At 61.2% G+C, this 23806-nt stretch carries 18 protein-coding genes and 4 pseudogenes; 6 read left to right on the plus strand and 16 right to left on the minus strand.

The window, feature by feature from the left end:
• Positions 1–349: 349 nt before the first annotated feature.
• Both CSV86_RS11250 and CSV86_RS11255 read right to left on the minus strand, forming a co-directional pair.
• Positions 350–1627 (minus strand): ISL3 family transposase, encoded by a 1278-nt coding sequence (locus CSV86_RS11250; protein WP_000610830.1) that lies wholly within the window; start codon positions 1625–1627, stop codon positions 350–352.
• A gap of 12 nt (positions 1628–1639) precedes the next feature.
• Positions 1640–2644, minus strand: a complete 1005-nt coding sequence (locus tag CSV86_RS11255; protein WP_040363373.1) for a permease — start codon at positions 2642–2644, stop codon at positions 1640–1642.
• A 141-nt stretch (positions 2645–2785) separates the two neighbouring features.
• On the opposite strand from CSV86_RS11255, the gene CSV86_RS11260 reads away from it, so the two are divergent.
• Together CSV86_RS11260 and CSV86_RS11265 are read left to right on the plus strand one after the other, a co-directional pair.
• Positions 2786–3100 carry an ArsR/SmtB family transcription factor gene (locus tag CSV86_RS11260; protein WP_000349485.1) on the plus strand — a complete coding sequence of 105 codons (315 nt, stop codon included), beginning with the start codon at positions 2786–2788 and terminating at the stop codon, positions 3098–3100.
• Between the two features lie 232 nt (positions 3101–3332).
• Complete coding sequence (locus CSV86_RS11265; protein WP_170394584.1) at positions 3333–4313, plus strand: alpha/beta hydrolase family protein; 981 nt, start codon at positions 3333–3335, stop codon at positions 4311–4313.
• A gap of 45 nt (positions 4314–4358) precedes the next feature.
• Here CSV86_RS11265 and CSV86_RS11270 read toward each other — a convergent pair.
• The 4 genes and pseudogenes from CSV86_RS11270 to CSV86_RS11285 form a co-directional block, all read right to left on the minus strand.
• Positions 4359–5414, minus strand: a pseudogene (locus CSV86_RS11270) (ABC transporter ATP-binding protein/permease); the annotation flags it as partial.
• A 58-nt stretch (positions 5415–5472) separates the two neighbouring features.
• A complete protein-coding gene (locus CSV86_RS11275) occupies positions 5473–6762 on the minus strand; it encodes an ISL3-like element ISPpu12 family transposase (protein WP_004574636.1) in 1290 nt (429 codons plus the stop codon).
• A gap of 21 nt (positions 6763–6783) precedes the next feature.
• A complete protein-coding gene (lspA, locus tag CSV86_RS11280) occupies positions 6784–7296 on the minus strand; it encodes a signal peptidase II (RefSeq protein WP_003821921.1) in 513 nt (170 codons plus the stop codon).
• A gap of 3 nt (positions 7297–7299) precedes the next feature.
• Positions 7300–8196 carry a cation efflux transmembrane domain-containing protein gene (locus CSV86_RS11285; protein WP_004364974.1) on the minus strand — a complete coding sequence of 299 codons (897 nt, stop codon included), beginning with the start codon at positions 8194–8196 and terminating at the stop codon, positions 7300–7302.
• 95 nt (positions 8197–8291) lie between these two features.
• On the opposite strand from CSV86_RS11285, the pseudogene cadR reads away from it, so the two are divergent.
• A pseudogene (cadR, locus tag CSV86_RS11290) lies at positions 8292–8700 on the plus strand (Cd(II)/Pb(II)-responsive transcriptional regulator).
• 44 nt (positions 8701–8744) lie between these two features.
• On the opposite strand, the pseudogene CSV86_RS11295 reads toward cadR, so the two are convergent.
• Positions 8745–9533: pseudogene (locus CSV86_RS11295) on the minus strand (SbmA/BacA-like family transporter); the annotation flags it as partial.
• Positions 9534–9705: 172 nt separating this feature from the next.
• Here CSV86_RS11295 and CSV86_RS11300 point away from each other — a divergent pair.
• Both CSV86_RS11300 and dksA read left to right on the plus strand, forming a co-directional pair.
• Positions 9706–11043, plus strand: a complete 1338-nt coding sequence (locus tag CSV86_RS11300; RefSeq protein ID WP_009405354.1) for a dihydroorotase — start codon at positions 9706–9708, stop codon at positions 11041–11043.
• Between the two features lie 2 nt (positions 11044–11045).
• A complete protein-coding gene (gene dksA / locus CSV86_RS11305) occupies positions 11046–11453 on the plus strand; it encodes an RNA polymerase-binding protein DksA (RefSeq protein WP_009405355.1) in 408 nt (135 codons plus the stop codon).
• 28 nt (positions 11454–11481) lie between these two features.
• Here the strand turns inward: dksA and CSV86_RS11310 are convergent, their stop codons facing one another.
• Positions 11482–12081, minus strand: a complete 600-nt coding sequence (locus CSV86_RS11310) for a hypothetical protein (protein WP_009405356.1) — start codon at positions 12079–12081, stop codon at positions 11482–11484.
• Between the two features lie 237 nt (positions 12082–12318).
• On the opposite strand from CSV86_RS11310, the gene CSV86_RS11315 reads away from it, so the two are divergent.
• Positions 12319–12543 (plus strand): hypothetical protein, encoded by a 225-nt coding sequence (locus CSV86_RS11315; RefSeq protein ID WP_009405357.1) that lies wholly within the window; start codon positions 12319–12321, stop codon positions 12541–12543.
• A 39-nt stretch (positions 12544–12582) separates the two neighbouring features.
• Here CSV86_RS11315 and CSV86_RS11320 read toward each other — a convergent pair whose 3' ends face one another.
• The 8 genes and pseudogenes from CSV86_RS11320 to CSV86_RS11355 form a co-directional block, all read right to left on the minus strand.
• Positions 12583–13815, minus strand: a complete 1233-nt coding sequence (locus CSV86_RS11320) for a hypothetical protein (protein WP_009405358.1) — start codon at positions 13813–13815, stop codon at positions 12583–12585.
• Between the two features lie 123 nt (positions 13816–13938).
• On the minus strand, positions 13939–15690 hold the full coding sequence (locus CSV86_RS11325; protein ID WP_080604801.1) for a phosphoethanolamine transferase CptA: 1752 nt from the start codon (positions 15688–15690) through the stop codon (positions 13939–13941).
• Positions 15691–15784: 94 nt separating this feature from the next.
• Positions 15785–16756 carry a polysaccharide pyruvyl transferase family protein gene (locus CSV86_RS11330; protein WP_170394590.1) on the minus strand — a complete coding sequence of 324 codons (972 nt, stop codon included), beginning with the start codon at positions 16754–16756 and terminating at the stop codon, positions 15785–15787.
• A complete protein-coding gene (locus CSV86_RS11335) occupies positions 16756–17505 on the minus strand; it encodes a glycosyltransferase family 32 protein (protein ID WP_009405361.1) in 750 nt (249 codons plus the stop codon). The genes CSV86_RS11330 and CSV86_RS11335 overlap by 1 nt, the downstream gene beginning before the upstream one ends.
• A gap of 30 nt (positions 17506–17535) precedes the next feature.
• Positions 17536–18762 (minus strand): glycosyltransferase family protein, encoded by a 1227-nt coding sequence (locus CSV86_RS11340; protein WP_240160414.1) that lies wholly within the window; start codon positions 18760–18762, stop codon positions 17536–17538.
• 284 nt (positions 18763–19046) lie between these two features.
• Positions 19047–20141 carry an NAD(P)-dependent alcohol dehydrogenase gene (locus tag CSV86_RS11345; protein WP_009405363.1) on the minus strand — a complete coding sequence of 365 codons (1095 nt, stop codon included), beginning with the start codon at positions 20139–20141 and terminating at the stop codon, positions 19047–19049.
• A 138-nt stretch (positions 20142–20279) separates the two neighbouring features.
• Positions 20280–21334 (minus strand): annotated as a pseudogene (locus tag CSV86_RS11350) (hypothetical protein).
• A 72-nt stretch (positions 21335–21406) separates the two neighbouring features.
• Entirely contained in the window at positions 21407–23806 is a 2400-nt protein-coding gene (locus tag CSV86_RS11355) for a hypothetical protein (RefSeq protein WP_009405365.1), read from the minus strand.

A 23806-nucleotide genomic window follows, 5' to 3' on the forward strand; every position in this document is an offset into this window, starting at 1 on the left:
GTCCTGCAAAGAGTGGGTTACCCATGTTTCAAGGCCTCATGCCGGAACTTCTGGATTAACCTGGGTTGTCGGTGTCTATACATTTTCAGGCGGCACGCGGTCGCTGTCCGCGCGGATCTCATGCGCGCGGACTCGGGCTGTATGCCTTGCGGTATAGGCCTTGCAGCTCGATGGCAAGGCTGTGCCATGATCTCCGGGGACATCGAAGTTGGCAATTAAACAGAAGGGCAAAGCGAGTGAAATAAAGTTAATCAGGCCAGGGCAAAGTTGTACGCGGCGGGAATTATTAAAGGGTATACGGATTTAATGGTTGATGGGGCACCTTTACCCCACCAACCTGATACCATTATCAGATGGTTGATAGATCGACTCCGTAGTTGAGTTCCTCTGCGAAGTCCGGCAGTCCGTAACCGATGGTTTTCTTGTAGAAAGGAGAGACCTTCGCAGTCGGTGCCTTCTTCTTGTGCTTCGTGGTGTAGAGCATTCGTGCCCGCATCACCTCGAAGGAGTAACCGCGCCCTTCACGGTTCTTGTCCTTGGCCAGTCGGTTGATGGACTCCGTGTAAGCGTTGGTGACGGGCATGTCCGTCTCGAAGTAGGTCATGGTCTCTTCGCGCCAGTTTCCCACTGCCCTGACCAGATCGCTCCAGACTTCCTTTTGGCCCTTCGGGATGGTGGCTATCCACTCGTCCAGGGCGGCTTCTGCCTGGAGCCGTGTGGTGGCGTCCCAGATGCCGTAGAAGCGCTCCTTGTGCTCGTAGGCGGCCAGCAGTTGCGGGAACGCGCCTGTCCAGGTCTCCATGATGAGGCGCTCCCGGTCTGAGACTTCGTGAGCGCGTTTCAGCAGGATTTTCCGGTCTCCCTTGAGAGTCCGGCTCTGGGACGGTTTCAGCTCCTTTCTGAGGCCCTTGCGCACTCTCTCTAGGGCATCGTTGGCCATGCGCACCACATGGAACTTATCGACCACGATACGGGCCTGGGGCAGCACAGCCTTGACCGCTGCCCGGTAGGGGTTCCACATGTCCATGCTGACGATCTCGACCTTCTGCCGGTCTTTCAGCTTCATCAGGTAGTTGGTCACCACGTCCTGGCGGCGGGTGGCCAGCAGGTCGAGCAGGGTTCGCTCCTCAATGTTGGTCAGAATGCAGCGGTAGCGCTTGTTCAGGTATAGCTCGTCAATGCCCAGGATGCGGGGCGTCTCGAAGCGGTGCCAGCGCCCCAGGAACTCGGCGCGGGCGTTGAAGATGTCGCGCACCGTCTTCTCGTCCAGGCCGGTCTGTGCCGCCACAAAGGTGTAGGGGTGGTTGAAGGATTCCTTCTCCACGTACTCATGCAGCCGCAGTGTCATACGGAATCCGTCCACCATCTCCGGTAGCTGGGGCCTGAATGTTGTCTTGCAGGCCCGGCAGGTGTATCGGCGGCGGACCACCCAGAGAGTGACCCGCTTGCCGTGGATGGGCAGATCACGATAGGGAACGTCACGCTTGCCGAACCGCACGAACTCACCCTGCACGCCGCACCCCTCGCAGGCTACTGGTGTAGGTGCTTCAAGCCGAAAATGTATGTCTTCATTCTGCTCATCAGAATCCACCAACTGGTACCCAGGAAGGCTTAACGAATTAATCATCTCCCGCCTTGATCAGAAAAACAGGTAGGTGGCGTAACCGGCAATCATCGCCATAGCAAAAATGACTGCTAAAAACGCCGCTAAAAGCTTCAGCGTGAACAAAGAGCGCAACAGAATGAGCTCAGTCAGGCTGGCTCCGGCACTGCCGATGATCAACGCTAGCACCGTCCCGGCACCCACGCCTTTGGCCATCAGAGCCGCTGCCAGAGGTATGACGGCTTCAGCGCGAATATACAACGGCACGCCGATGACAGCGGCAACTGGAATGGCAAAGGGATTATCTGGGCCTGCATACTGCTCCAATAAGTCAGTGGGCATGAAACCATAGATCACGCTGCCAATCGCAATACCGATGAGCAGGTAAGGCAACACATCGATAAAGTCCGACCAAGCTTCCCGCCACACACCACTGTACTTCCCTTCTTTCTTAACCGTGACAGTGGGTTGACTGTCACAGCATTCGCTAGACGTAGAGACTGTTGTCTTCCTATCAGCCCCGCAAGAAGCCGTCTTCGGAGTGGTGTCGCAGCTGTTGGTGCCGCAACTCGATGCGGTCGATGTAGCACTGCACGGGCTTGCTGATGAACTACATCCACTGCTCTCTTGTGTCGCCGTCCGGCGCACATAACGCTCGAAGCCAAGCGTGTGAAGCAGCCATCCGGCACCTACCGCGACCACCAAAGCGGCGAGCACATAGATAGCAGTAAGTGTCCATCCAAACGTGGCAACCAGCAGGCCGACGACGATAGGATTCAGCAACGGAGATGAGAAAAGAAACACCATCATCGGCCCAAAACCGGCCCGTGCCCGAATCAACCCTTTCAACATGGGGATAGTCGAGCAACTACAGAAGGGCGTTATAGCTCCTAAACCAGCAGCAAGAAAATAGCCTCGCTTCCCACTGGAAGTCAGTAACGCTTCCACCTTGGATGGTGGGATGTGACGTTGAAGAACTCCGACCAGCAAGCTAATGCCAATGAATAAAACCGATAGCTCGATAGCGAGAAAGGCGAACATGCCTAGAGCGTCTTGGAGTTGAGATGACATTCAATATTACTCCTATATTTCTAGTATTGTCGAAATGATGTACGCAGCCTACTTGCGTTTATCCGACCTGTCAACTATAATTCTAGAAACATCGAATTATTGGGGCGTGCTATGGATCACGAAAAGGTTGCAGCCAGCTTAGCTGAGCTAGGGAATAGTCACCGACTGTCCGTGTTCCGCTTTCTGGTCAAAGCTGGCCATGATGGGGCTTCGGTCGGAGATATCCAGAAGGGGCTGGGTATTCCTGCTTCGACGCTATCACATCACCTTGCGCGCATGGCCAAGGTAGGGCTGATCCGGCAGGAGAAACATAGCCGCACGATTGTCTGTATACCCGAGTATGGGCACCTAGAGAATTTGATCGGTTTCTTACAAGAGGAATGTTGTGCAGGTGTCCGGATTGCGCATGAACCAGAACCGCTTTGACGCTTGCCCAGCTCTCGCTGTCCTCCCTAGTCAGCATCGCTATGAAGACTCAGGCGAAGGTGGAAACAGAAAATTGGCAGTAGAGTAGGCTGAAGAGGATCAATCAGATAATCCGCTGAGAAAGATTTTCTTCTTTACATCTTTGGCATTTTATCAACCAGAAATTCCGGATACCCTTATTAAATTAATCTCATGTTGCAGATCGTCACTGAATGACAATAAGAGATTCCGCATGAAGCGTTGTGTTTACCTGTTCGCTGTCCTGTTGACAGTTGCCCATGTGGCGGGCGCCGCTGACCTGCGCAGATTCGACCTGCCCGATGAGGCAGGGGCGCTGCATTACTATGCTTCGCGACCCGTCGGTGAGCGCAGTGTCCAGGCGGCGCTGGTGGTGATCCATGGGCATCCGCGGGACGCCAGCCGCAGTTTCGCCGCCGGACTGCAGGCGGCACGGATGGCCGGGCGGCTGGCGGACACCCTGGTGGTAGCGCCCTTGTACCAGGTGGAGGATGCGCGCCATTGCAGCTCGCCGGGCGAGCCGTCGGCGCAGCCCGGCGATGCACGCTGGACCTGTGGCAGTTGGCTGGCCGGAGAGCCATCGCTGGGAACGCATCCGATCAGCGCCTTCGCTGCGCTGGATGCCTTGGTCGTCGAGTTGGTCCGGCAATATCCCGGCTTGCGCAGCGTCACCCTGGCCGGGTTCTCCGCCGGGGCACAGATGCTGCAGCACAGTGTCGCCTTTGCTGCCGAGCCCCCGGTCGGGGTCGGATTGCGCTACGTGATCGCCGACCCGGGGAGCTGGCTGTACTTCGATCCGGTGCGGCCAGTGGCGCAGGGCAGCGGGTTTGTCATGGAACTGCCGGCGCAGGCGTGTGACGGCTACAACGCCTGGAAATATGGTACCGATGCCTTGCCCGCCTGGCTGCCCGCCGATGCCGGGCAGGCCAGGATGCGCTATGCCGCAGCGCGGGTGGATTACCTGGAAGGCGGCCTGGACAATAGCGCGGGGCAGGGCGCGTTCTATCCGGTGCTGGACAAATCCTGTGCTGCGATGCTCCAGGGGCCCTTCAGGTTGCAACGGGGCCTGGGTTTTCTGGCCTACGAGCAGGCAGTGCTGAAGGTCCAGCGCCGGATGCTGGTAGTGCCGGGTTGTGGACACCGGGTCGAGTGTGTCCTGCCGTCGGCCGAGGGGCGCTCCCTGTTGTTCGATTGACCTGGCGAATGCTCGGGCGCGCGCCGTGGAGTACGAATGTACTCCTTAGCGTTCAACAAGGTTCCACCCACCTTTCCCGTCCAGCAGCAGATGATGGCTATGGAACACCGCCAAGGTCGCCCGGTGCCCCACGCTGACCAGGATGCTGTCCTTCATCCGCTCGCGCATCAGTTCGTACAGCCCATGTTCCAGCCCCTCGTCCATCGCCGAGGTGGACTCGTCGAGGAACACGATCTTCGGTTGGTTCACCAGTACCCGGGCAAAGGCCAGGCGCTGTTGCTCGCCGATCGACAGGATCCGCCCCCAGTCACTGCTGACGTCCAGCTTGTCCGTCAGGTGCCCGAGATTGACCTCGCGCAGGGCCTGGACCAGACGCTCGTCATCGCCCGGCAGGCCCGGCGCCGGATAGGCCACCGCCGTGCGCAGCATCCCCAGCGGCAGGTATGGCCGCTGCGACAGGAACAGCGCCGACTCGCCACCCGGGCAACGTACCTCGCCCTCGGCATAGGGCCACAGTCCGGCAATGGCGCGCAGCAGGGTGGTCTTGCCGCAACCCGACGGCCCCTTGATCAGCAGCGATTGTCCGGGCGTCAGGCTCAGGTTGAAATCGCCCAGCAACGTCTGTCCATCCGGTCGTGACACTTGCATGCCACGGATATCCAGCACCTGCGCATCCGCGATGCGCTCGACCCGCGGCAATTCCCGGGCCTGCTGGTTGGCATCCATGAAGCCGGTCAGGCGATCGAGGGTCGCGCGGTACTGGGCGAAGGTGTCGTAGGAAGAACGGAAGAACGACAGCGAATCCTGCACCTGGCCGAAGGCCTGGGAGGTCTGCATCACATCCCCCAGCTTGATCGCACCGCTGAAGAAGCGTGGCGCCTGGAGAATGAAGGGAAATACCACCGCGACCTGGCTCACTGCCAGGTTGAAACCGTCGAATTTCAGGCTCCGGTACACCAGCGCCCAGACGTTGAGGATCAAGGCCGAGAAACGCCCGAGCAAGGTGTCCCGTTCGATTCGCCAGCCCTGGTAAAAGGCCACGTTCTCCGCGTACTCACGCAGGCGCATCAGCGCATAGCGGAAGTTCGCGGTGAGTTTTTCGGGTATACGGATTTAATGGTTGATGGGGCACCTTCACCCCATCAATCTGATACCACCCTCAGATGGTTGATAGATCGACTCCGTAGTTGAGTTCCTCTGCGAAGTCCGGCAGTCCGTAACCGATGGTTTTCTTGTAGAAAGGAGAGACCTTCGCAGTCGGTGCCTTCTTCTTGTGCTTCGTGGTGTAGAGCATTCGTGCCCGCATCACCTCGAAGGAGTAACCGCGCCCTTCACGGTTCTTGTCCTTGGCCAGTCGGTTGATGGACTCCGTGTAAGCGTTGGTGACGGGCATGTCCGTCTCGAAGTAGGTCATGGTCTCTTCGCGCCAGTTTCCCACTGCCCTGACCAGATCGCTCCAGACTTCCTTTTGGCCCTTCGGGATGGTGGCTATCCACTCGTCCAGGGCGGCTTCTGCCTGGAGCCGTGTGGTGGCGTCCCAGATGCCGTAGAAGCGCTCCTTGTGCTCGTAGGCGGCCAGCAGTTGCGGGAACGCGCCTGTCCAGGTCTCCATGATGAGGCGCTCCCGGTCTGAGACTTCGTGAGCGCGTTTCAGCAGGATTTTCCGGTCTCCCTTGAGAGTCCGGCTCTGGGACGGTTTCAGCTCCTTTCTGAGGCCCTTGCGCACTCTCTCTAGGGCATCGTTGGCCATGCGCACCACATGGAACTTATCGACCACGATACGGGCCTGGGGCAGCACAGCCTTGACCGCTGCCCGGTAGGGGTTCCACATGTCCATGCTGACGATCTCGACCTTCTGCCGGTCTTTCAGCTTCATCAGGTAGTTGGTCACCACGTCCTGGCGGCGGGTGGCCAGCAGGTCGAGCAGGGTTCGCTCCTCAATGTTGGTCAGAATGCAGCGGTAGCGCTTGTTCAGGTATAGCTCGTCAATGCCCAGGATGCGGGGCGTCTCGAAGCGGTGCCAGCGCCCCAGGAACTCGGCGCGGGCGTTGAAGATGTCGCGCACCGTCTTCTCGTCCAGGCCGGTCTGTGCCGCCACAAAGGTGTAGGGGTGGTTGAAGGATTCCTTCTCCACGTACTCATGCAGCCGCAGTGTCATACGGAATCCGTCCACCATCTCCGGTAGCTGGGGCCTGAATGTTGTCTTGCAGGCCCGGCAGGTGTATCGGCGGCGGACCACCCAGAGAGTGACCCGCTTGCCGTGGATGGGCAGATCACGATAGGGAACGTCACGCTTGCCGAACCGTACGAACTCACCCTGCACGCCGCATTCCTCGCAGGCGATGGGATCGGGCACGTCCACCTGGAAGTGCATTTCGTCGTCGGTTGATTTGCAGCCCAGTACTTGGTATTGCGGCAGGTGAAGGATGTTGTCGGGAAGTTCGGTCATGGTGTTGTATAGGCGTAGGTGTCAGTCAGATCCATCCGACTCGGCATTGGTGTTTGCTTTTTTACCCAACAAGCTGCTGGAAACGAAAAGTAAGGCACCGAGGACAATTGCAATATCAGCCAGGTTGAAGGCCGGCCAATGCCAGTCTCGCCAATAGAAATCAAAGGAATCCACAACATAGCCGCGAAAGACCCGGTCAATCAGGTTGCCCATGGCGCCACCGAGGATAAGACTGTAAGCGATGGCTTCTCCTTTATGACGATTTTCAAGGATCAGCTTGATCAGAAAAATCGAGACCACTACCGCGATTCCGATAAAAAAGTAGCGCTGCCAGCCTCCACCATTCGCAAAAAGACTGAATGCGGCACCGGTGTTCCATAGGTGCACCCAGTTAAAGAACGGGGTCACCGAAACATACTCGCCATAGGCCATTGATTGCTGCACCAGCCACTTTACAGCCTGATCAGACGCTGCCAGCAGGCCCGATATGGACAATAGGGCATACGGCGAGAGCTTTTTGCCAATAATGAGCATTATTTAACCCTTCAACGCCAAAATGCGTCTGGCACCGTTAAGTACAATGCCCCCCGCGATGGTGCCGATAATCAGATCCGGATAATTGGAACCGGTCCACGCGACCAGGGCGCCGGCGGTGATGACCCCCAGGTTGATCACCACGTCGTTGGCCGAGAATATCCAGCTTGCCTTCATGTGCGCCCCGCCTTCCCGATGTTTGGATATGAGCAGCAGACAACTGGTATTGGCAATCAATGCGACGAATGCGATAGCCATCATCACCAGCGATTCAGGCTCACTACCGAATACAAAGCGTCTCACCACCTCTACGAGCACGCCCACAGCCAAGATCAGTTGCAGTACACCAGCAAGATGCGCGGCACGTACCTGCATTTTCACGCTATGTCCAACCGCATAAAGGGCAAGCCCGTACACCGCCGCATCGGCAAAATTGTCCAGGGATTCTCCAATCAGGCCGGTGGACCGGGCGATCAGACCGGCAGTCATTTCCACCACGAACAGAAGTGCATTGATGCCGAGCAACCAGCGCAGGGTCCCGGATTCTTGCTTAGCAGAAGCTGCCGAAAACTCGGCGGCCTTGATGGTCTCCGGATTTGCAGCGACGGTTTCCTGAAGCGAGGCGCCTAGCCCCAAGGTCTTCAGTTTCGAGGTGACGGGCTCGACCTCGCCGTCATGCACGACCTTCAGCCGGCGGTTCGACAAGTCGAAGGACAGCGCCCGAATCTCCTCAAAGCCGTTCAGGGCTAGGCGAATCATTCGTTCTTCTGATGGACAGTCCATCTTCGGCACGGCATAAACACTGACCCATCTCCCTGGCGCCTCGGAGGAGGCCTGTATATCGGTATCCGCTGCGGACGTTGCATCACCGCCACAGGCGCCACCACAGGATTTGCTCATGATACGACTCCACTTGAACAATGTTGTGGTACCATTTAAAACTATAAAGCTACTATAAGGTCAATAGAGTAAAGAATCCGTTGGGGAGGAGGCTGATGCGCATTGGTCAGTTGGCGCAGTTGGTAGGGGTCGAAACACAGACGATCCGCTTCTATGAACAGCAGGGCTTGTTGCCGCCGCCTGATCGGCAGGACAACGGTTACCGTGTCTATACCGAGAAGCATGGTGAGGGGCTGGCCTTCATCCGTCGCTGCAGAATCCTGGGCCTGTCACTGGCTGAGATTCACGAACTACAGAGCTATGAGGACGACCCTCATCAGCCTTGTACCGCCGTCAACGCCTTGCTCGATGATCACATCTCTCATGTGCGGTCGCAGATAACCGCTCTGCAAGCGCTTGAGAAACAACTCGTTTCACTGAGAGCGAGTTGCAACGATGACCGGGAAGTTGAGGCGTGTGGGGTTCTTGCTGGGAATTAGCGAAGGAAACATGCACCAGCAGTAGGTGAAGCATCAACCAGATAATCCGATGAGATGCCGGTCTGTCTCACTCTCATGCAAAGGTAAGATCAACCATTTAATCCGCTTACCCAGTTTTTCGTTGAGGAAGTTCAGGCGGATCAGCGGCTTGCCCAGCCGGAAGGCGATCCAGGTGGCGATCAGCACGTAGATGTATACGGCGAAGACCATGGCCCTGGGAATCTCCACCCCGGCCACCGTCAGTGGGGCCGACAGCCCCCAGAGAATCGCGGTGAAGGCCACCAGCGACACCAGCGCACTGACTGCGCCAAGGCACAGGGTCACGGAGCCGGTGACGAAGGCATTCACGTCCAGTTCGATACGCTGGTCCGGGTTGTCGACCGGGTTTTCCAGGAACTGTCCGCGGTAATAGGCATCGTCGGCCATCCAATCGCTGGTCAAGCGTTCGGTCAGCCAGGTGCGCCAGCGGATGCTGAAGGCCTGGGTCACGTAGTAGGTGAACAGGGCGCGCAGTACATGGATGGTCGCCAGCACCGCAAACACCCCGAGCAGGTACCAGAACGCCGCCTGGTCCAGGCCCTGGAGGGCACTGTAGAAACCGTTGTACCAGAAGGAAAACAGCACATTCAGGCGAACCGCGAACAGGGTCAGCAACAGCAGCAGGGCAAACGCGAGCAACGGTCGCCAACTGTGCTTCGGGCTCAGCCAGGGGCCGGCGATCTGCCAGAACTGCTGGCCCCAGCGGGTAAAGCGCACGGCCAGCCGCGCGCAGATGGCCAGGCTGAGCAGGGTGATCAGGGAGGTGAGGGCGAGCCAGCGCAGGCTCTCTTGCAGGGCTTGATGCCAGTCCATATCCATGGGCGGATTTCCGGGCGAGAAATGAGGTGAGCGTAGATGAGGAATGCGGCCGTCTGGGTGAAGGAATCTTTAATGGTTTTTTCCGGCGGCTTTGTGGTTTGCCGGCGCGCCTCGACGTTGCATGATATGTAGTGTTATAACGTAACGTTTTCGCCGAGGCCCGACCTGCATCATGAGCCGAATCCTGATCCGCAATGCCAACGTCGTGAACGAAGGCAGCACATTCTGCGCCGACATCCTGGTCGCCCATGGCCGTATCGAAAGGATCGCCGGAATCATCGACCAGCAGTGCGCCGCAGTGGAAATCGATGCCCGGGGCCAATGGCTGTTGCCCGGGATGATCGATGACCAGGTGCATTTCCGTGAACCCGGCGCGCCGCACAAGGGCAGTATTCACAGCGAGTCGCGGGCGGCGGTGGCCGGGGGCATCACCAGCTTCATGGATATGCCCAATACCCATCCGGCGACGTTGTCCCTGGACGCCCTGGCGGACAAGAAACGGCGTGCGGCGCGCAGTTCGGTGGCCAATTTTGCCTTCCACTTCGGCGTCAGCAAGGACAACCTCGATGTGGTCGCCGCCCTCGATCCGCGCGAGGTGGCCGGGGTCAAGGTGTTCATGGGGGCGTCCACCGGCGACATGCTGGTGGATGATCCGAACGTGCTCGAGCGTCTATTCGGCTGCGTACCCACCATTCTCCTGGCCCATTGCGAACACACCCCATCGATTCTTGCCAACGAGGCCAGGTTGCGCGAATTGCACGGCGAAGCCATCGGCCCACAGTTTCACCCGGTGATCCGTGACGCCGAAGCCTGCTACCGCTCCTCGTCGCTGGCGGTGGAACTGGCCAGGCGTTTCGACACTCGTCTGCACGTCCTGCACCTTACCTCCGCGCGCGAACTGGCGCTGTTCGAGCCCGGTCCGCTGGCGGGCAAGCGCATCACCGCCGAGGTCTGCGCGCACCATCTGCTGTTCGACGAGCGTGACTACGCAAGCCTCGGCAACCTGATCAAATGCAACCCGGCGATCAAGGCCCGCACCGACCGTGATGCCCTGCGCCAGGCGCTGTTGTGCGATCGCCTCGACGTTATCGGCACCGACCATGCGCCGCACACCCTCGAAGAAAAATCCCGCCCCTATGCCCAGGCACCTTCCGGCCTGCCTCTGGTCCAGCACGCCTTGCCGGCGCTGCTGGAACTGGTCGCCGACGGCATATTGCCGCTGACCCGGCTGGTGCAGAAGACCAGCCATGCGGTGGCCGGGTTGTTCGGCATCCAGGACCGCGGCTATGTCCGCGAGGGTTACTGGGCCGACCTGGTGCTGGTAGAGGCGCTGGCGCACGCCAGGCCGGTATTGCTCGATCCGCTGCTGTCCCACTGCCAATGGACACCGTTCCAGAACCACGTATTCCGCCATCGCATCAGCACCACCCTGGTTTCCGGGCAACTGGCCTGGCACCAGGGGCGGCTGGTCGAGGGCTGCCAAGGACTACCGCTGAGTTTCAGGAAATGAACATGACCGAAGAAGAACTGCTGCAACAGCCTGAAGAGGCCTATATGAACGCCAGCCAGTTGGCGTACTTCCACACTCTGCTGCTCAACGAACGGCAGGGCTTGCAGGAGCGGATCTCCGAGCAGTTCGAATCCCTGAAGAACCACGAAATCAACTCCGACCCGGCCGATATCGGCAGCACCGAGGAAGCCCGGCACTGGCAGTTGCGGGTGCTGGAACGGGAAAAGAAGCTGCTGGACAAGATCGACGAAGCGCTGGAGCGCCTGGCTCGTGGCGAATATGGCTGGTGCGCGGAAACAGGTGAGCCGATCGGCTTGAAACGCCTGCTGCTGCGCCCGACGGCGTCGTTGTCGGTGGAGGCCAAGGAACGGCAGGAGATGAAGGAGCGGCATACGCAGAAGGTGCGGTGAATCCAGCACCCTCACGCGCGTCGCCAGATTAATCGGCTCGATTGCTTTCAGGTAAGCAGGGGCTGTAGATCTCCATGATCTTCGTTGAGTAGGGAAGGTACATAGTCGTGCCGTTGTAATTCACACTGGTGACGTTGGTTCTCTCCCGATCGGTCTCGCGCACGAAATGCCCGGCGGTGCCGGTAAGGTAGGGTTGCCCATCGGCAAGCAGCAGTGCGATTGCTTGCTCTCTGAACACGGAGTTTGCATCCGTGCCTTCCTTATAGGGAAACACCGTGACGGATCTGTTCGTGGTAAAAGCCTGGAATCGATGGCCGTCGCTTTCCGCGATGCAGCGGATGTCCTTCGAGGTCAGTACGTCATCCTGCCGGTAATGGCCGTTGACGTAATCGACCATGATCAGGCGATCTGCTGTTATCACCCCAATTCCTGGTGTTGCCCTGCACCAGGCTTCGCCGCCCAGTGGGATCTGGCAATAGCTCATGATGGAAGTTGCTACGATGTTCTGCAATTTAAGATCCTGCTGGATCTGCTGCCGGGCTTCGGGCGTGTCATGAGCGATACCGGCGCATGCATTCAGCATCAGAGTGGTGCTAGCAATGAGGGTGTAGCGAAGCGATCGATTCATCCTGAAATCCGCTGGAAAGCATGAAGTGATGGATCGTTGAATGATGGCAAATAGATAGCAATCTCCTCAACCACCGATATCAAACAAAGGGCCGGTTTTCCGGCCCTTTGCACTCGCGCCAGGTCACGGGGGCTATCGGTCGAGGGTCTTCGTTCAACGCCCCGGCGGTCATGCAATCAAACTTTTTCGCTCACGGGCGACTCTTCTGAAACACACCCCGTTGATCAGGAGATGGTCATGACCCACGACGATTCCAGGCAGTCCGACAAAACCCCGCAACCGCTGTCTTCGGAAAACGCACAAAAAGGTGCAACGTCGCCTGGCCCGGTGCTGCAGCAGCCGGACCCGCGTACCGAAGCGGTGGACAAAATCATTACCCCGGTTTCAATCAAGGAAAAGCAGGATGAGGCGCGGGAAATCGAGGATCGACTGACCGAAGTCGAGAAGCGCGGACGGTCGTGAAATCGCCCTGGAGTACAGTTGTACTCCATGGCGTCGGCCTCAGACCTCCCGCGCTCGTCGCGGCATCGCCAGCCGCTGCAGCGGCCCGACCATCTGCGCCGAACGGTTGCAGCAGGACGAGCAGGCCCACATGTAGCTGCCGGATGCGGCGGCGTTGGCTGGCGTGGCTTGCGGGCCGATGACCTGATATTCCACCGGATTCGCCACATTGCCCGCCCCGCCATACCAGAAGCAGATCTGGCTGACCAGCGAGCCGTTGAACTCCGCCTGGCTGCCGACCGCGCTGAACACCCGTGGCTCGGCACAGAAGCGCGATTGACCTGCAACCCGCAGGACCTCGGCGGCAGTGGCCTGGAACGCTGCATGGTCCAGTGCGGCGGCCGGCAAGGGCGTGGCAGGCACGATCAGGGCCGCAACCAGGTCGGCGATCCGCCCCAGGAAGGGATACATCGGCAGCCTTCTCAGGGTCGGGATGAAGTTATCGAAGGCCTGGGACACGGCGGCGACGTCACCCGGTTCGATCAAGCGCAGGCGCAGGGCCAAGGCCGCGGCCAACATTACCTTCAAGCAGTCCTTTTGCGCCCCTGTGGCCTGGCCGCTGCTTCGTGCAGTGGCGGCCCGTGCCGCGAGGCTGGCGATTTGTGCGTGGTCGAGAAATTGTGCACGCAGGATATCGCCGTTGTTTCCCGTGGATGCCAGCCCGCGGTTGACGATGCGGTCCTGGGATGCCTGGATCGAGGCCTGGGCCCGCGGATTCAGTCCCGGGACAGTCGGGTCCGGCCGCGGGGGCAGCGCTCCGGGGCCATGGCCCAGTTCGTTGACCAGTGTCGTGAAATTGGCGATAGCCCCTTGTACATCGGCCAGGCGCACGAGCAAGGCGGGGTGTACCTGGGTATTGAAGCCGGCGCGGACCGTGCCCAGCAGGGCCGCGACATCGCGATGCTGGGGTTCGTAGAAGGAGTAGTCACGGCGGATCTGGGCAAAGGATGCCAAGGGCCCGAGTACCCGGCGCAACTGGCTGGTGGCGCCTTCCACATCGACGTTCAGCACCCCGGGCGCACCGGAGTTGGCGAACACATACAGGTCGCGGATCCCGTTATTGATCCGGGCGACTTCCACGGCATGGCTGTAAGGGCTGCCGACCAGGTGATCCTTGAGCGTCTCTGCGGCATACACGGTGTCGAGGTCCGGCAGTGGAAACGCGCCCATCCTTGCCGGGCTGGCGGCATAGGCGGCGATCACCCGATGGGCGTAGTCCGAATCGATAGGCATGGGCTCTGGTCTTCCGTGGTTGAGCAGCGGGGGCCGGGGTATGGCTAGATACTATTACTCGAATACGTGAAGCCTGTGTAGGGGCGGTGGGCAAAACTGGCTTGTGCGCGAAGCTTTATCGCCTCAGGGATTGCCAGCAGTTTCCTGGACCTCGCCCATCCCGTCCGTCGGCAAGAGATCGAACTCGTGCAGACCACCCTTGTGATAGGGGTCGCCAATCCAGCGCGGCGCCCTGACGAACTGCGTGCTGACCACGCTCTTGGCCGGTTCGAAGCGGTCGTAGCTCAGTCCGGCCAGGTCCGACAGGGTGTGGATCAGGTGTGAGCTGCTGTAGGCGTTGTTGGCCATTGCCTGGAGATCGCGGGGATGGGCTGCCTGCCAGCTTGGCGAGGTCCAGAGGATGAACGGAATGGTGTACATCGGCCTGGTCGGGGCCGCTTCGTTGCGCCCGAGCCGGTCATGGTCGCCCGAGCTGTAGACATCCTCGCCATGGTCGGAGAGGTACAGCAGGAAACCGTTGGGCGTGCTGGCCGAGTAGCGCTTGATCAGGTCGGACACCACGAAGTCGTTGTACAGCACCGCATTGTCATACTCGTTGTAGGTGTCCACCTGGCTGCTGGACAACTGGGCCGGCACGCCCTGGCGATCGTTGAACTTGCGGTACTCGGGCGGATAGCGGTACTCGTAATCCATATGGGTGCCCAGCAGGTGGACGATGATGAACTTGTTCGGCGCCGGGTCCTGCAGAGCCTTTTCGAACGGGGCGAAGACCACATCGTCGTACTGCGCGGCGTTCTGGTTGCGCTGGTTGTTCAGGTACACCGGCTCGTCGGTCTGCTGGGAGAAGGTGGTGAGCATGGTGTTGCGCTTGCTCATGGTCTGCTGGTTGGTGATCCAGAAGGTCTTGTAGCCCGCCTGTTTCATCAGGTTGATCAACGAGGGGTCGGTAAGGAAGCGATCCGGGTTCTGCTCGTCGCCGAAGGTCAGGATCTGCTGCATCACCTCGATGGTGTAGGGCCGCGGCGACACCACGTTGCGGAACACCGTCAGGCCCTTGTCGCTGGCCGCCAGGGCGTCCAGGTTCGGCGTGGTGTCGCGGTTGTAGCCATACAGGTGCATATGCTGGCGAGTGGTGGACTCGCCGAGCACCAGCACCAGGGTGCGGGGTTTATCGCCACTGCTGTCCAGCAGCCCCTGTACCGGCGGCAACGCGGCGTTCTGTTCCAGCAGCGCCTGCATGTTGTCCAGCTGCTGGCGGTACTGCCGGTAGCCGACCAGCAATTGCCAGGGCACGGCCGGCTCCATGCGCTGCTCGACCTTCTCCAGGGCATCGGCGAAGTTGCGCTGCTGGGTGACCATCTGCTTGTAGAACGGGTAGACCAGGTTGCCCGCCAGCAACAGCACGACCAGCGGCAGCCGGCTGCCGAGCGGCAGGCTGAACGGACGGATGCGTTTCCACAGCCATACCGCCACCAGAGTATAGAGCAGCAGGGCGAACGCCAGCCAGATGGTGAAGTACTGGCTGAAGTATTCGCCGGCCTCCGCCGTGTTCGATTCGAACATGACGAAGATCACGCTCTGCGAGAATTCCTGGCGGTAGATCCCGTAGTAGGTCAGCCCGACCAGCGACGCGGCCCACAGCACCACGCCGATCACCGCGCTGGTGCCGCGGGCCAGGCGCGGCGCCAGCAGCAGCGGTACCAGCCACAGGCTGCTGAGGAAGAAGGCATCGCGCAAACCGGCGAAACCGGTGGTGCCGCTGGCAAACAGCAAGGCCTGGGTGACTCCCGAGAAATACCAGAAAAACAGCAAGGGCCAGAGCAGGCCGGACCATTTCAGTGGCGCTTTGGAAGCAGGGGCAGGAGTAGCGGACACGGGTACCTCGTTGAACCTTTGGCTGTCGCCGGAATGAGCGGGTGGCTCACGCTATGCGGACGACAGTGAAAATTCCGTCAACAAGGTGGATTTTTCATTCAGGTCGTGGCGAGAAATGCCAGGCCATCGCCTTGCAGGCGCTTGGCCGGGGGGCCTGCAACTCTGCGCGCAGTTCGTCGACGCGCTGGTACAACTGTTCCACGCGGCCATGCAGACGGGCGGTGCTGCTGAGTGTGCCCGGCAGTCCGGCAAGTTCGCCCAGCTGCCGGGCCAGTGCGGTCTCGGCCCGGGCGGGCTGGAACGAGGGCAGGGTCATGCGCTGCCATTTCTCTCGACCAAGGCCGGCCCGGCTCATGCTGGACTTGAACACTTTGCCGAGGTGATAGCGCAGCGGGCGGTCTTGGCTGAAGCGGGCCGGATCATAGAAACCGGGCAAATGGCGGATGCACAGGTCCAGGTCCAACATCTGCGCCCAGTCCAGCCACTTGTCCTGGTTGAACTGGCCGCCGAAGCCGAAGCCTTGCCAGGGGACACGCGCCACATCGGCAAGGATCGCGCCGTGCATGGCTTCGCTCAGGACCAGCCGGGCGCCGGCGATGGCCTGCATGAATTGCGCAGCGGGCAGCAAGGGGGAGACGAAGCGCACTCCGGCAGCGGCACACACCCGTTGCCAGTCCAGGTAGCGCAGGGAGCGATGGTGCGGGACCACTACCACGTCGCCGTGAGCGCGAGCGCTGCGCCAGTCGAGGCTGGCCAGCAGGTAGGCCGGGTCGGCTACCGCGCGATCGTCGTCCAGGCCCAGGGCGCGGGCCGTGCGCAAGCCACGGACGGCATGGAAGCGCCAGCGTCGGTCGAGCGTCGGCGGCTTGCCATAGCCTGCGCCGCTGCCAAGCACCAGGATGCGTTCGGCCGAGTCGAGACGACGGCAGAACGCCTCGTTCAGCAGGGTGCCGATACCCAGCAGGGCCACCCCTTCGCGCTGGATATCGCCGAGCAGCGCTGGCCAGATCCATTCGTTGAGCTCATCGCCGACGTTATCGCTGCCGCTTGCAAACACCGTCTTCATCAGTTGTTCCCCTTGTCCTTCAGTGCCTGCCTGACCCAGGTTGCAGCCAGGTAACGACAGAGTTGCGTAGCGTGGCCGAGGTTGTGCGGCATTTTGCGCAGGTTGCGCCAGGTGCGGCTCAGCAGGCCTTTATGCTGGCGATTGCGCCAACTGCCGGCATACAGGTGCCGTGTCGTCGGCCTGACACCGTCGGCTGCCTGTCGATGGGGATCGGCGAACACGCCGACCGGGTACACCCGATCCCAGCCGATCACCTGTTCCTGATAGCTGGCTGAAAAGCCCTTGAGCACCAGCAGGCGGCTGACTTCATTTACATTTACCAGCTCTGCCAAGCGTGCCGTGTCGAAGCGCACCCGGTCATACCAGGCCAGCATGGCCTTGGGCAGCCAGTGCCCAGGTACGGCGCCGATCACCGCGGTGCCGAAGCGTGCGTCCCATTCCAGGCCAATGAAGAACTGGTTGTCGAGCATCGGTGCGAAGGGCGTCAGCACCTCGACATCGGTGTCCAGGTAGATACCGCCTTCCCGGGCCAGCACCTGCATGCGTACGTAGTCGGCGACGAAGGCATAGCGTCCGGCGTTATGGGCCGCCGCTGTGAACCTGTGGGCATGCACATCGACATTCGACTCGTCCCAGCGAATGATTTCGTAGTCCGGCAGATGCCGGGCCCAGGACGCCAGGCAGCGGCGGGCCAGCAATGGCAGCGGCTTGCCGCCGAACCAGCAGTAGTGAATTTTCTTGGCGATCATGGGGTTCCGCAAAGGTGGCGAGGTGACGGTTCAGCCGAAGGTTTCGTTCAATTCAGTGCCGGGCAGCGTTTGCCGCTGGATCAGGCAGTCGATCACTTCGGCTGTCTTGTTCTGCCCCTGGAGACCATGGGCCAGGTGATACTCGGCGAAGGCCCGGGCGCCGCTCAGGGCCTGCTGGTAGTGAGCGGACAGCCAGTCCAGGCGTTCCTCCAGGCTTTCCAGATCAGTCACGCAGTTGCCGAAAAAGCGCGCCTGTTCAAGCACATCGGCATCTCCGCTGGCATTGACATAGACCACCGCACGATTGGCCAGGCAAGCCTCCAGGGCGGCATTGGACATGATGTTGAGTACCACCGAACTTTGTTCCAGCGCTTCGGCCAGGGAGGTATGGGGCGCAGCCAGGTGGATATTGTCAACACGGGCGGCGGCGGCTTTCCAGAACGTCATGCGGCTGCGCGGGTGCGCCTTGAAAGTCACCGGGACTTGAGGATGACGGGCTGCCCACTGGCAAATCAGTTCGTAGGTGCGCTCGTAGCCGGGGCGTGCTTCCTTGTCCGGACCGACGCCCAGGACCAGTACTCGCAGCTCGCTGCGGGGCGCCGGCATGTCGTATCGCTGATCGATCAGGTACGACCCGGTGAGGATCGCCCGGGTGCTGCCAAAGCGCAGGTTGCGGCGTTGCAGGGCTTGCAGCGAGCTCTGGCCGAACAGCAGGTAGTAGTCGTAGTCGGTCATGCTCAGCCGTCGGGAATGATCGACCGAAGTGGCATGGGACAACTGGGCCAGGTGGCGGCCCTGATGGTTCAGCGACAGGCGCAGGAACGGAATCACCAGGCTGCCGTGGCGTTCGTTGAGGACCAGCCCCGGGTTGTGATGGCGTGCCAGCCATTCGGCATAGGCAGCATGGGCGTAGTAGCGCAGGGGCACGCGCAAGGCCGGGCGGTACAGGCGTTTGTGCCGCACGGCAGTGCCCAGCGGCTCGATGGCATCCTCGACGACCTCGTGGCCGCGCTGGCGCAAGGCTTTGATCAAACCGTTCTTGCGCCGTTGCGCCAGCAGCTTGGGTGACCCGTGCAAGACCAGAATGCGTTCGGCGCCCTCGGTACTCGCCTCGCCGGCCAGGGCCCGGGCGCCAATGCCCAGGGCCAGGTCCGCCGCGGTGTCGCGCAGGGTACGCAGCAGCGAGCCGAGCAGGCCGTGCTTTTCCCGCAGCAAGGCCCAGCGATAGGCATCGAGTTGGCGGGTTCGGGAGTTCAAGAAGTCTTGGTCTTCGGTGGTCATCGGCAGGAAGAGTGTGATGGAAATTAGATGCTTGGCTAAGCAATTAGTTGGGAAAGATTATCAGTACCCGGGCGCTGGCTTTGTCAGGCTTGGGTAAGGATTAGGTAAAGACGCGCGAGCAGGGAGGCGAAGGCCGGGGCTGGGCGGCATCCGGGCACAAGGGGGCTGTGGCTGTGGTCGAGCGCCAGGTGGAGGGGGCACCGGCGCCCGGGCTGCTGATGGGCAAGGGAATGCTCGGGTAGAGATCCCGAGCATGTCTCTCAGGGCTTGATGGCGACCTTCAGTACGCCATCGCGCTGATGGGCGAACAGGTCGTAGGCTTCGACAATATCGCCCAGTGCGTAGTGATGGGTGACCAGTGCCCCGAAATCCGCGCGATTGGAGGCGATCACGCTCATCAGCCGACGCATGCGCTCCTTGCCGCCCGGGCAGAGCGCGGTGTTGATGCGATGATCCCCCAGGCCGGCGGCGAACGCGCCCAGGGGAATCTTCACGTCGCTGGAATACACGCCCAGGCTGGACAGCGTACCGCCGGGCTTGAGCACCTTCATGGCCTGTTCGAAGGTGCCCGGCAGGCCCAGGCACTCGATGGACGAGTCGGCGCCACGGCCGCGGGTCAGCTTCATCACCTCGTCGATCACATCGCACTGGTTGAAGTTCAGGGTGATATCGGCGCCCATGTTGCGGGAAATGCCCAGGCGGTGGTCGTTGCCGTCCACCGCGATGATGGTCGAGGCCCCGAGCAGGCGTGCGCCGGCGGTGGCACACAGGCCGATGGGGCCTTGGGCGAAGATCACCACGGTATCGCCGATGCGGATGTTGGCATTCTCCGCGCCCTTGAAGCCGGTGGACATGATGTCCGGGCACATCAGCACCTGTTCGTCGCTCAGCCCGTCGGGGATGGGCGCCAGGTTGCCCTCGGCGTCCGGCACCAACACATACTCGGCCTGGGTGCCGTCGATAAGGTTGCCGAAGCGCCAGCCGGCGGTGGCCTTGTAGCCATGGCATTCGCAGCGCCCGGACTCCTGCAGGTAGCTGCCGTCCTGGGAGGCCACGCCATCCTGGGCGGCGTAGGAGTTGAAGTTCGGACAGATCGCCCCGGCGATCACCCGCTGGCCCTCCTGGTAACCCTTGACCGCGCTGCCCAGTTTCTCGATCACCCCGACCGGTTCATGACCCACGGTCAGGCCGCGGGCAATGGGGTATTCGCCCTTGAGGATATGCACGTCGGTGCCGCAGATGGTCGTGGTGGTGATGCGGATCAGCGCATCGGTAGGGCCGACCTGCGGTATGGGTTTGTCCGTCAGCTCGATCCGGCCGGGCTCTACGAAAACGGCTGCTTTCATGGTTGCCATGGGTCACCTCCTGGTTGAGGGATTGAGAAAAGTCCAGGACAGCGCAGATGGCAAGGCCGGGCGTGGCCTATCTGCCGAAGGGTTGTGGCAGGTCAAGGAATCGGCGTTCCTTGGCGGCTGCCACAGGATCCGCCTGGTTCAGAGCTGTACCAGGCGCAAGCGGCCTTCCAGCGCGACCACGGCGCCGTCGGGCGTAGGCAATGGCCGGTCCTGCAGGCCCATGCCTTCGCTGATGACCACCCCGCCCGGCACCAGGCACAGGTTGGACGGCGTATCCAGGCCGCGGGCCAGCACGCTGACCTCACCGCTGCCCAGGTCGCAGTGCAGCAGCCGCCCGCTGAACCGGGTAAAGCCGCCATGCAGCGGCTCGCCGTTCCAGGCGGCGGTCAGGGGTTGCTGCAGGCTCTCGCAGAGTTCCAGCACCAGCACGTTGCCTTGCGGGTCCAGGGCCAGCCCGGTGGGCAGTTGCAGGCCGTCGATCAGCACCTCGATCCTGCCGCTGTCCGGCCATACCCGGATCACCTGGCCGGCCCTGTCGGCGAAGTCCACGCCCTTGCGTTCGGGGGTGGAATGCAGCTCACCGGAGAACAGGCTGATCAGCACGGCGTCGGTCGCCGGCTCGCGAACCAGGGTGACCGGCACGGCTTCCTGGCCCTGGGCAAGGTCCGGAAGATGCACCAGCACCTGCTCTTGCTCTCCCGGCCGGAACGCCACCAGCTCGTTGGTATCGGGCTTGACCGCCAGCCAACTGCGCAGGGTCGGGTGGTAGCACAGGGCATTGAGGTTGCCCTGGCTGTGACACACCGGCTCCGGGGGCTGTACTGCAGGTCGAGCAATCTGGAACCGGCCACGTAGTCGGTCTGGCTGACCAGGCAGCGGCCCTCGCCGCAGGCGATATCGGACAGCCCCATGATTTCGTCGCGCAGCATGCGCGCCTGCATGTTCATGGCGCGGAAGCCCTCGGCCAGGGGCCGGGGCGGCAGCCAGGCGCCTGGTTTGCCGGCCTCGGCTGGCAGGCGGCTGATCCGCCCGGTGAAGGGGTCGCCCGGCTGGCCGCTGCCGGCTTCGATAAGCAGCAGGCTGCCATCTTCGGCGAGATGGACGCCGCGGGGGTTAAGCAGGCCGCTGGCGACAAGGGTGGACGGGCGAAGGGTTTCGCGCAGGTGTTGCGCTATATGAATGGGCAATGGCATGGGTCATCCCTGCAATGCGGAGCCTCATCGAGGAAAACGCCGGGCGACACCACTGTCACCCGGCGCAGCCTGTCAGTTGACGTTGAGTGTGTCGTAGTCGGCCATGCTCAGCTTGACCGGCGGGTAGTTGCGCTGCACCAGCTTCTGCGCCCAGAGCTCCAGCACCGAGCGGCGGCCTTGCGGCATGTCGCGGGTGATGGGCATGGCCAGGGTGCTTTCTTCCTGGTACGGCTTGCTGATCAGGCGTATCAGCTGGCCAATCGCGCCCTCGATCCGCTTCAGGTTATTGAGCGGCATGTATTTGTTCATGATCGGGTACAGGTAGTAGTAGATCTGGAAGATCTCCGGGTAGATAAAGCTGTCCCAGATCACCTGGGCCGCATCCTGTTGCTGGTAGACCTCGTTCCACTTGTCGACGAAGCGCTGCTTGAGGTCGTCCTCGCTGGGCAGGACCCGTATCGGCGCGAGGAAGTCCACATAGGCGCTCAGGTAGTCGAAGCTGAAGAGGATGTCGGCCGTGCCGTCCTCGTCGGGGTAGAAACGCAAGGTGGGGAACCCCGGGTTCACCCCGGTGACGGTCACGGTGGCGATGCCGTTGGCATCGGTGGTGATGCGCTTGTAGTCGTACTCCACCAGTTGGCTGTCGGGCTTGAGCCCGGCTTCGGGCTTGAGATAGCGGATCGCCGATGGCTCGCGGTTCTCGAAGCGCAGGCAGGCGCCCACGTTTACCCCGACACAGGTCTTGCGATAGTCCTGATAGAAGACGGGCGTCCCAGGCGTGTCCGGCTCTTCGGTGACGAATGCCACCAGCCTGCGCCCCGCGCCTTCGGTTGCCTGGGTGGTGACCTCGGCCGAGTCGGTGAACTGCGGAAGGTTCTCCTTGTTCTGCTCTTGCGAGCCGTCGTCCGTATGGTCGTAGAACAGGACGAAATTCGGATTGTTGCGGGTACCCAGGTAGTAGCTGGAGGTCCCCAGCAGGTAGAGGTTGTTGTATTGCGCCACCAGCAGGTCGAGGTTCGCTGCGGGCTTGCCGTTCTTCTGCACCATGATCTTCAGCTCCTTGGTCTGGCCGACGTCAAGGAAACTGCCGCTTTCGATCACTTCGGCGGTCCAGGGCTGCTGGACCGACGTCGGCAACTGGTCGCCCTGTTTGCGCAGTGCCAGCGGATTGTCCCCGGTCAGCTGGGTCACCTGGGCTGGCGTGAGGGGCAGGTCGAGCAGGCCGGACTGGTGATCGAACGCGTCCTGTTGATACTTCGTGTAGTCGAACGAAAGCGGCGGCACGAGCGGAACGAAGGTGTCGCCCTGGGTGGTACCGATATCGAACGCGCCCAGGTTCAGTTTCAGCGGTTGCGGAATCAGCGGGTCGATGCCCGGCTTGGCGGGGCCCTGGATGAACGGGAAGCTGTTCATCAGGTCCAGCGACAGCAGGTTGTCATGGACCAGCGCCGAGATCACGCCCAGCTCTACCGCCTTGGGCTTCTGGTTGTAGGAGGACGGAACCGCCACCGCGGTCTTCGCCACCAGGCGCTGGCCGTCGGGAGCCGTGGGGTACTCGCCGTCGTGCCACAGCCCCAGCACCCCCGAAGTGCAGCCATAGGCCGGGTTGAAGAAAATATCGATGGGGTTGTCGAGCGCCGCCTGGTACATCCGTTGCAGCTTCGCCGGGTCTTTTGACGCGCTCACCGGTGGCTGGTCGTTGAACACGCCGTTGTAGTCGTAAGCGGTCAGGTAGCTGCAGAAGCGGAACATAAGGCCTTGCACGCCTGGCTGGTCCAACTGGTCATGGAGGTTCTTCAGCAGTACCGAGTCGCCGAGCCGCCATTGCAGGTTGGCTTTCGGGAAGCAGGTTTGCCAGGTGGCGGTAACCGTGAGCAACCCTTTGAAGGCGGCCCAGTTGAAATTGAGGAAGCGATCGAGCATGCGGTACTGCCGGGTGGCGGTCAGGCCGCAGGCAGCGTTGCCCAGTTCCAGGCGGTCGAAGTACAGCGCGGTGAAGGTGTTCTGCCAGGGGCTGACATCGACGAAGCGGGCTGGTGTCGGGGTGTCGCTGCCGAATGGGTTGCCGTACAGGTTGTAGGGCTGGTTTATCAGCGGGTCGTTGTCGATATAGCCGCCGCCGGGGCCTTCGCCACCGATGATGGTGGAGACGGTGTCCTTGTACGACACCGTGCCGCAGGCGTTGTCGCCGAAGAAGTTCCACTCGGCGGGCACGATTCCGTCCCCACCGGCATTCGGCGGCGCCTGGATGACCGCCTTCGGTGCGCTGGACAACTGCTGATACTGGATCATCCAGGGAATCAGCTTCTCTGCGGCGTTTTCCGGGGTGATCTGGTACTGGCTGAGGAAGTCCCAGTTCATCTTCATGTTCACGGCGTCGTACAGCGGCAGCACGTCGTTGTTATTGCCCGTGGGTGGGCTCCAGAACATGTGGCCCTTGAAGTAGATGCGGGGGAAGTTCAATACGCTCAT

The sequence above is a fragment of the Pseudomonas bharatica CSV86 genome (assembly GCF_000319305.2).
GTDB lineage: Bacteria > Pseudomonadota > Gammaproteobacteria > Pseudomonadales > Pseudomonadaceae > Aquipseudomonas > Aquipseudomonas bharatica.

Bases quoted from the DNA above. Each gene is read 5' to 3' on its own strand.
- CSV86_RS11330 (WP_170394590.1), bottom strand. From the start codon at position 16,756: ATGAAGACGGTGTTTGCAAGCGGCAGCGATAACGTCGGCGATGAGCTC.
- CSV86_RS11335 (WP_009405361.1), bottom strand. From the start codon at position 17,505: ATGATCGCCAAGAAAATTCACTACTGCTGGTTCGGCGGCAAGCCGCTG.
- CSV86_RS11315 (WP_009405357.1), top strand. From the start codon at position 12,319: ATGACCCACGACGATTCCAGGCAGTCCGACAAAACCCCGCAACCGCTG.
- dksA (WP_009405355.1), top strand. From the start codon at position 11,046: ATGACCGAAGAAGAACTGCTGCAACAGCCTGAAGAGGCCTATATGAAC.
- CSV86_RS11250 (WP_000610830.1), bottom strand. From the start codon at position 1,627: ATGATTAATTCGTTAAGCCTTCCTGGGTACCAGTTGGTGGATTCTGAT.
- CSV86_RS11345 (WP_009405363.1), bottom strand. From the start codon at position 20,141: ATGGCAACCATGAAAGCAGCCGTTTTCGTAGAGCCCGGCCGGATCGAG.
- CSV86_RS11310 (WP_009405356.1), bottom strand. From the start codon at position 12,081: ATGAATCGATCGCTTCGCTACACCCTCATTGCTAGCACCACTCTGATG.
- CSV86_RS11285 (WP_004364974.1), bottom strand. From the start codon at position 8,196: ATGAGCAAATCCTGTGGTGGCGCCTGTGGCGGTGATGCAACGTCCGCA.
- CSV86_RS11275 (WP_004574636.1), bottom strand. From the start codon at position 6,762: ATGACCGAACTTCCCGACAACATCCTTCACCTGCCGCAATACCAAGTA.
- CSV86_RS11265 (WP_170394584.1), top strand. From the start codon at position 3,333: ATGAAGCGTTGTGTTTACCTGTTCGCTGTCCTGTTGACAGTTGCCCAT.
- CSV86_RS11260 (WP_000349485.1), top strand. From the start codon at position 2,786: ATGGATCACGAAAAGGTTGCAGCCAGCTTAGCTGAGCTAGGGAATAGT.
- lspA (WP_003821921.1), bottom strand. From the start codon at position 7,296: ATGCTCATTATTGGCAAAAAGCTCTCGCCGTATGCCCTATTGTCCATA.
- CSV86_RS11320 (WP_009405358.1), bottom strand. From the start codon at position 13,815: ATGCCTATCGATTCGGACTACGCCCATCGGGTGATCGCCGCCTATGCC.
- CSV86_RS11300 (WP_009405354.1), top strand. From the start codon at position 9,706: ATGAGCCGAATCCTGATCCGCAATGCCAACGTCGTGAACGAAGGCAGC.
- CSV86_RS11355 (WP_009405365.1), bottom strand. From the start codon at position 23,806: ATGAGCGTATTGAACTTCCCCCGCATCTACTTCAAGGGCCACATGTTC.
- CSV86_RS11255 (WP_040363373.1), bottom strand. From the start codon at position 2,644: ATGTTCGCCTTTCTCGCTATCGAGCTATCGGTTTTATTCATTGGCATT.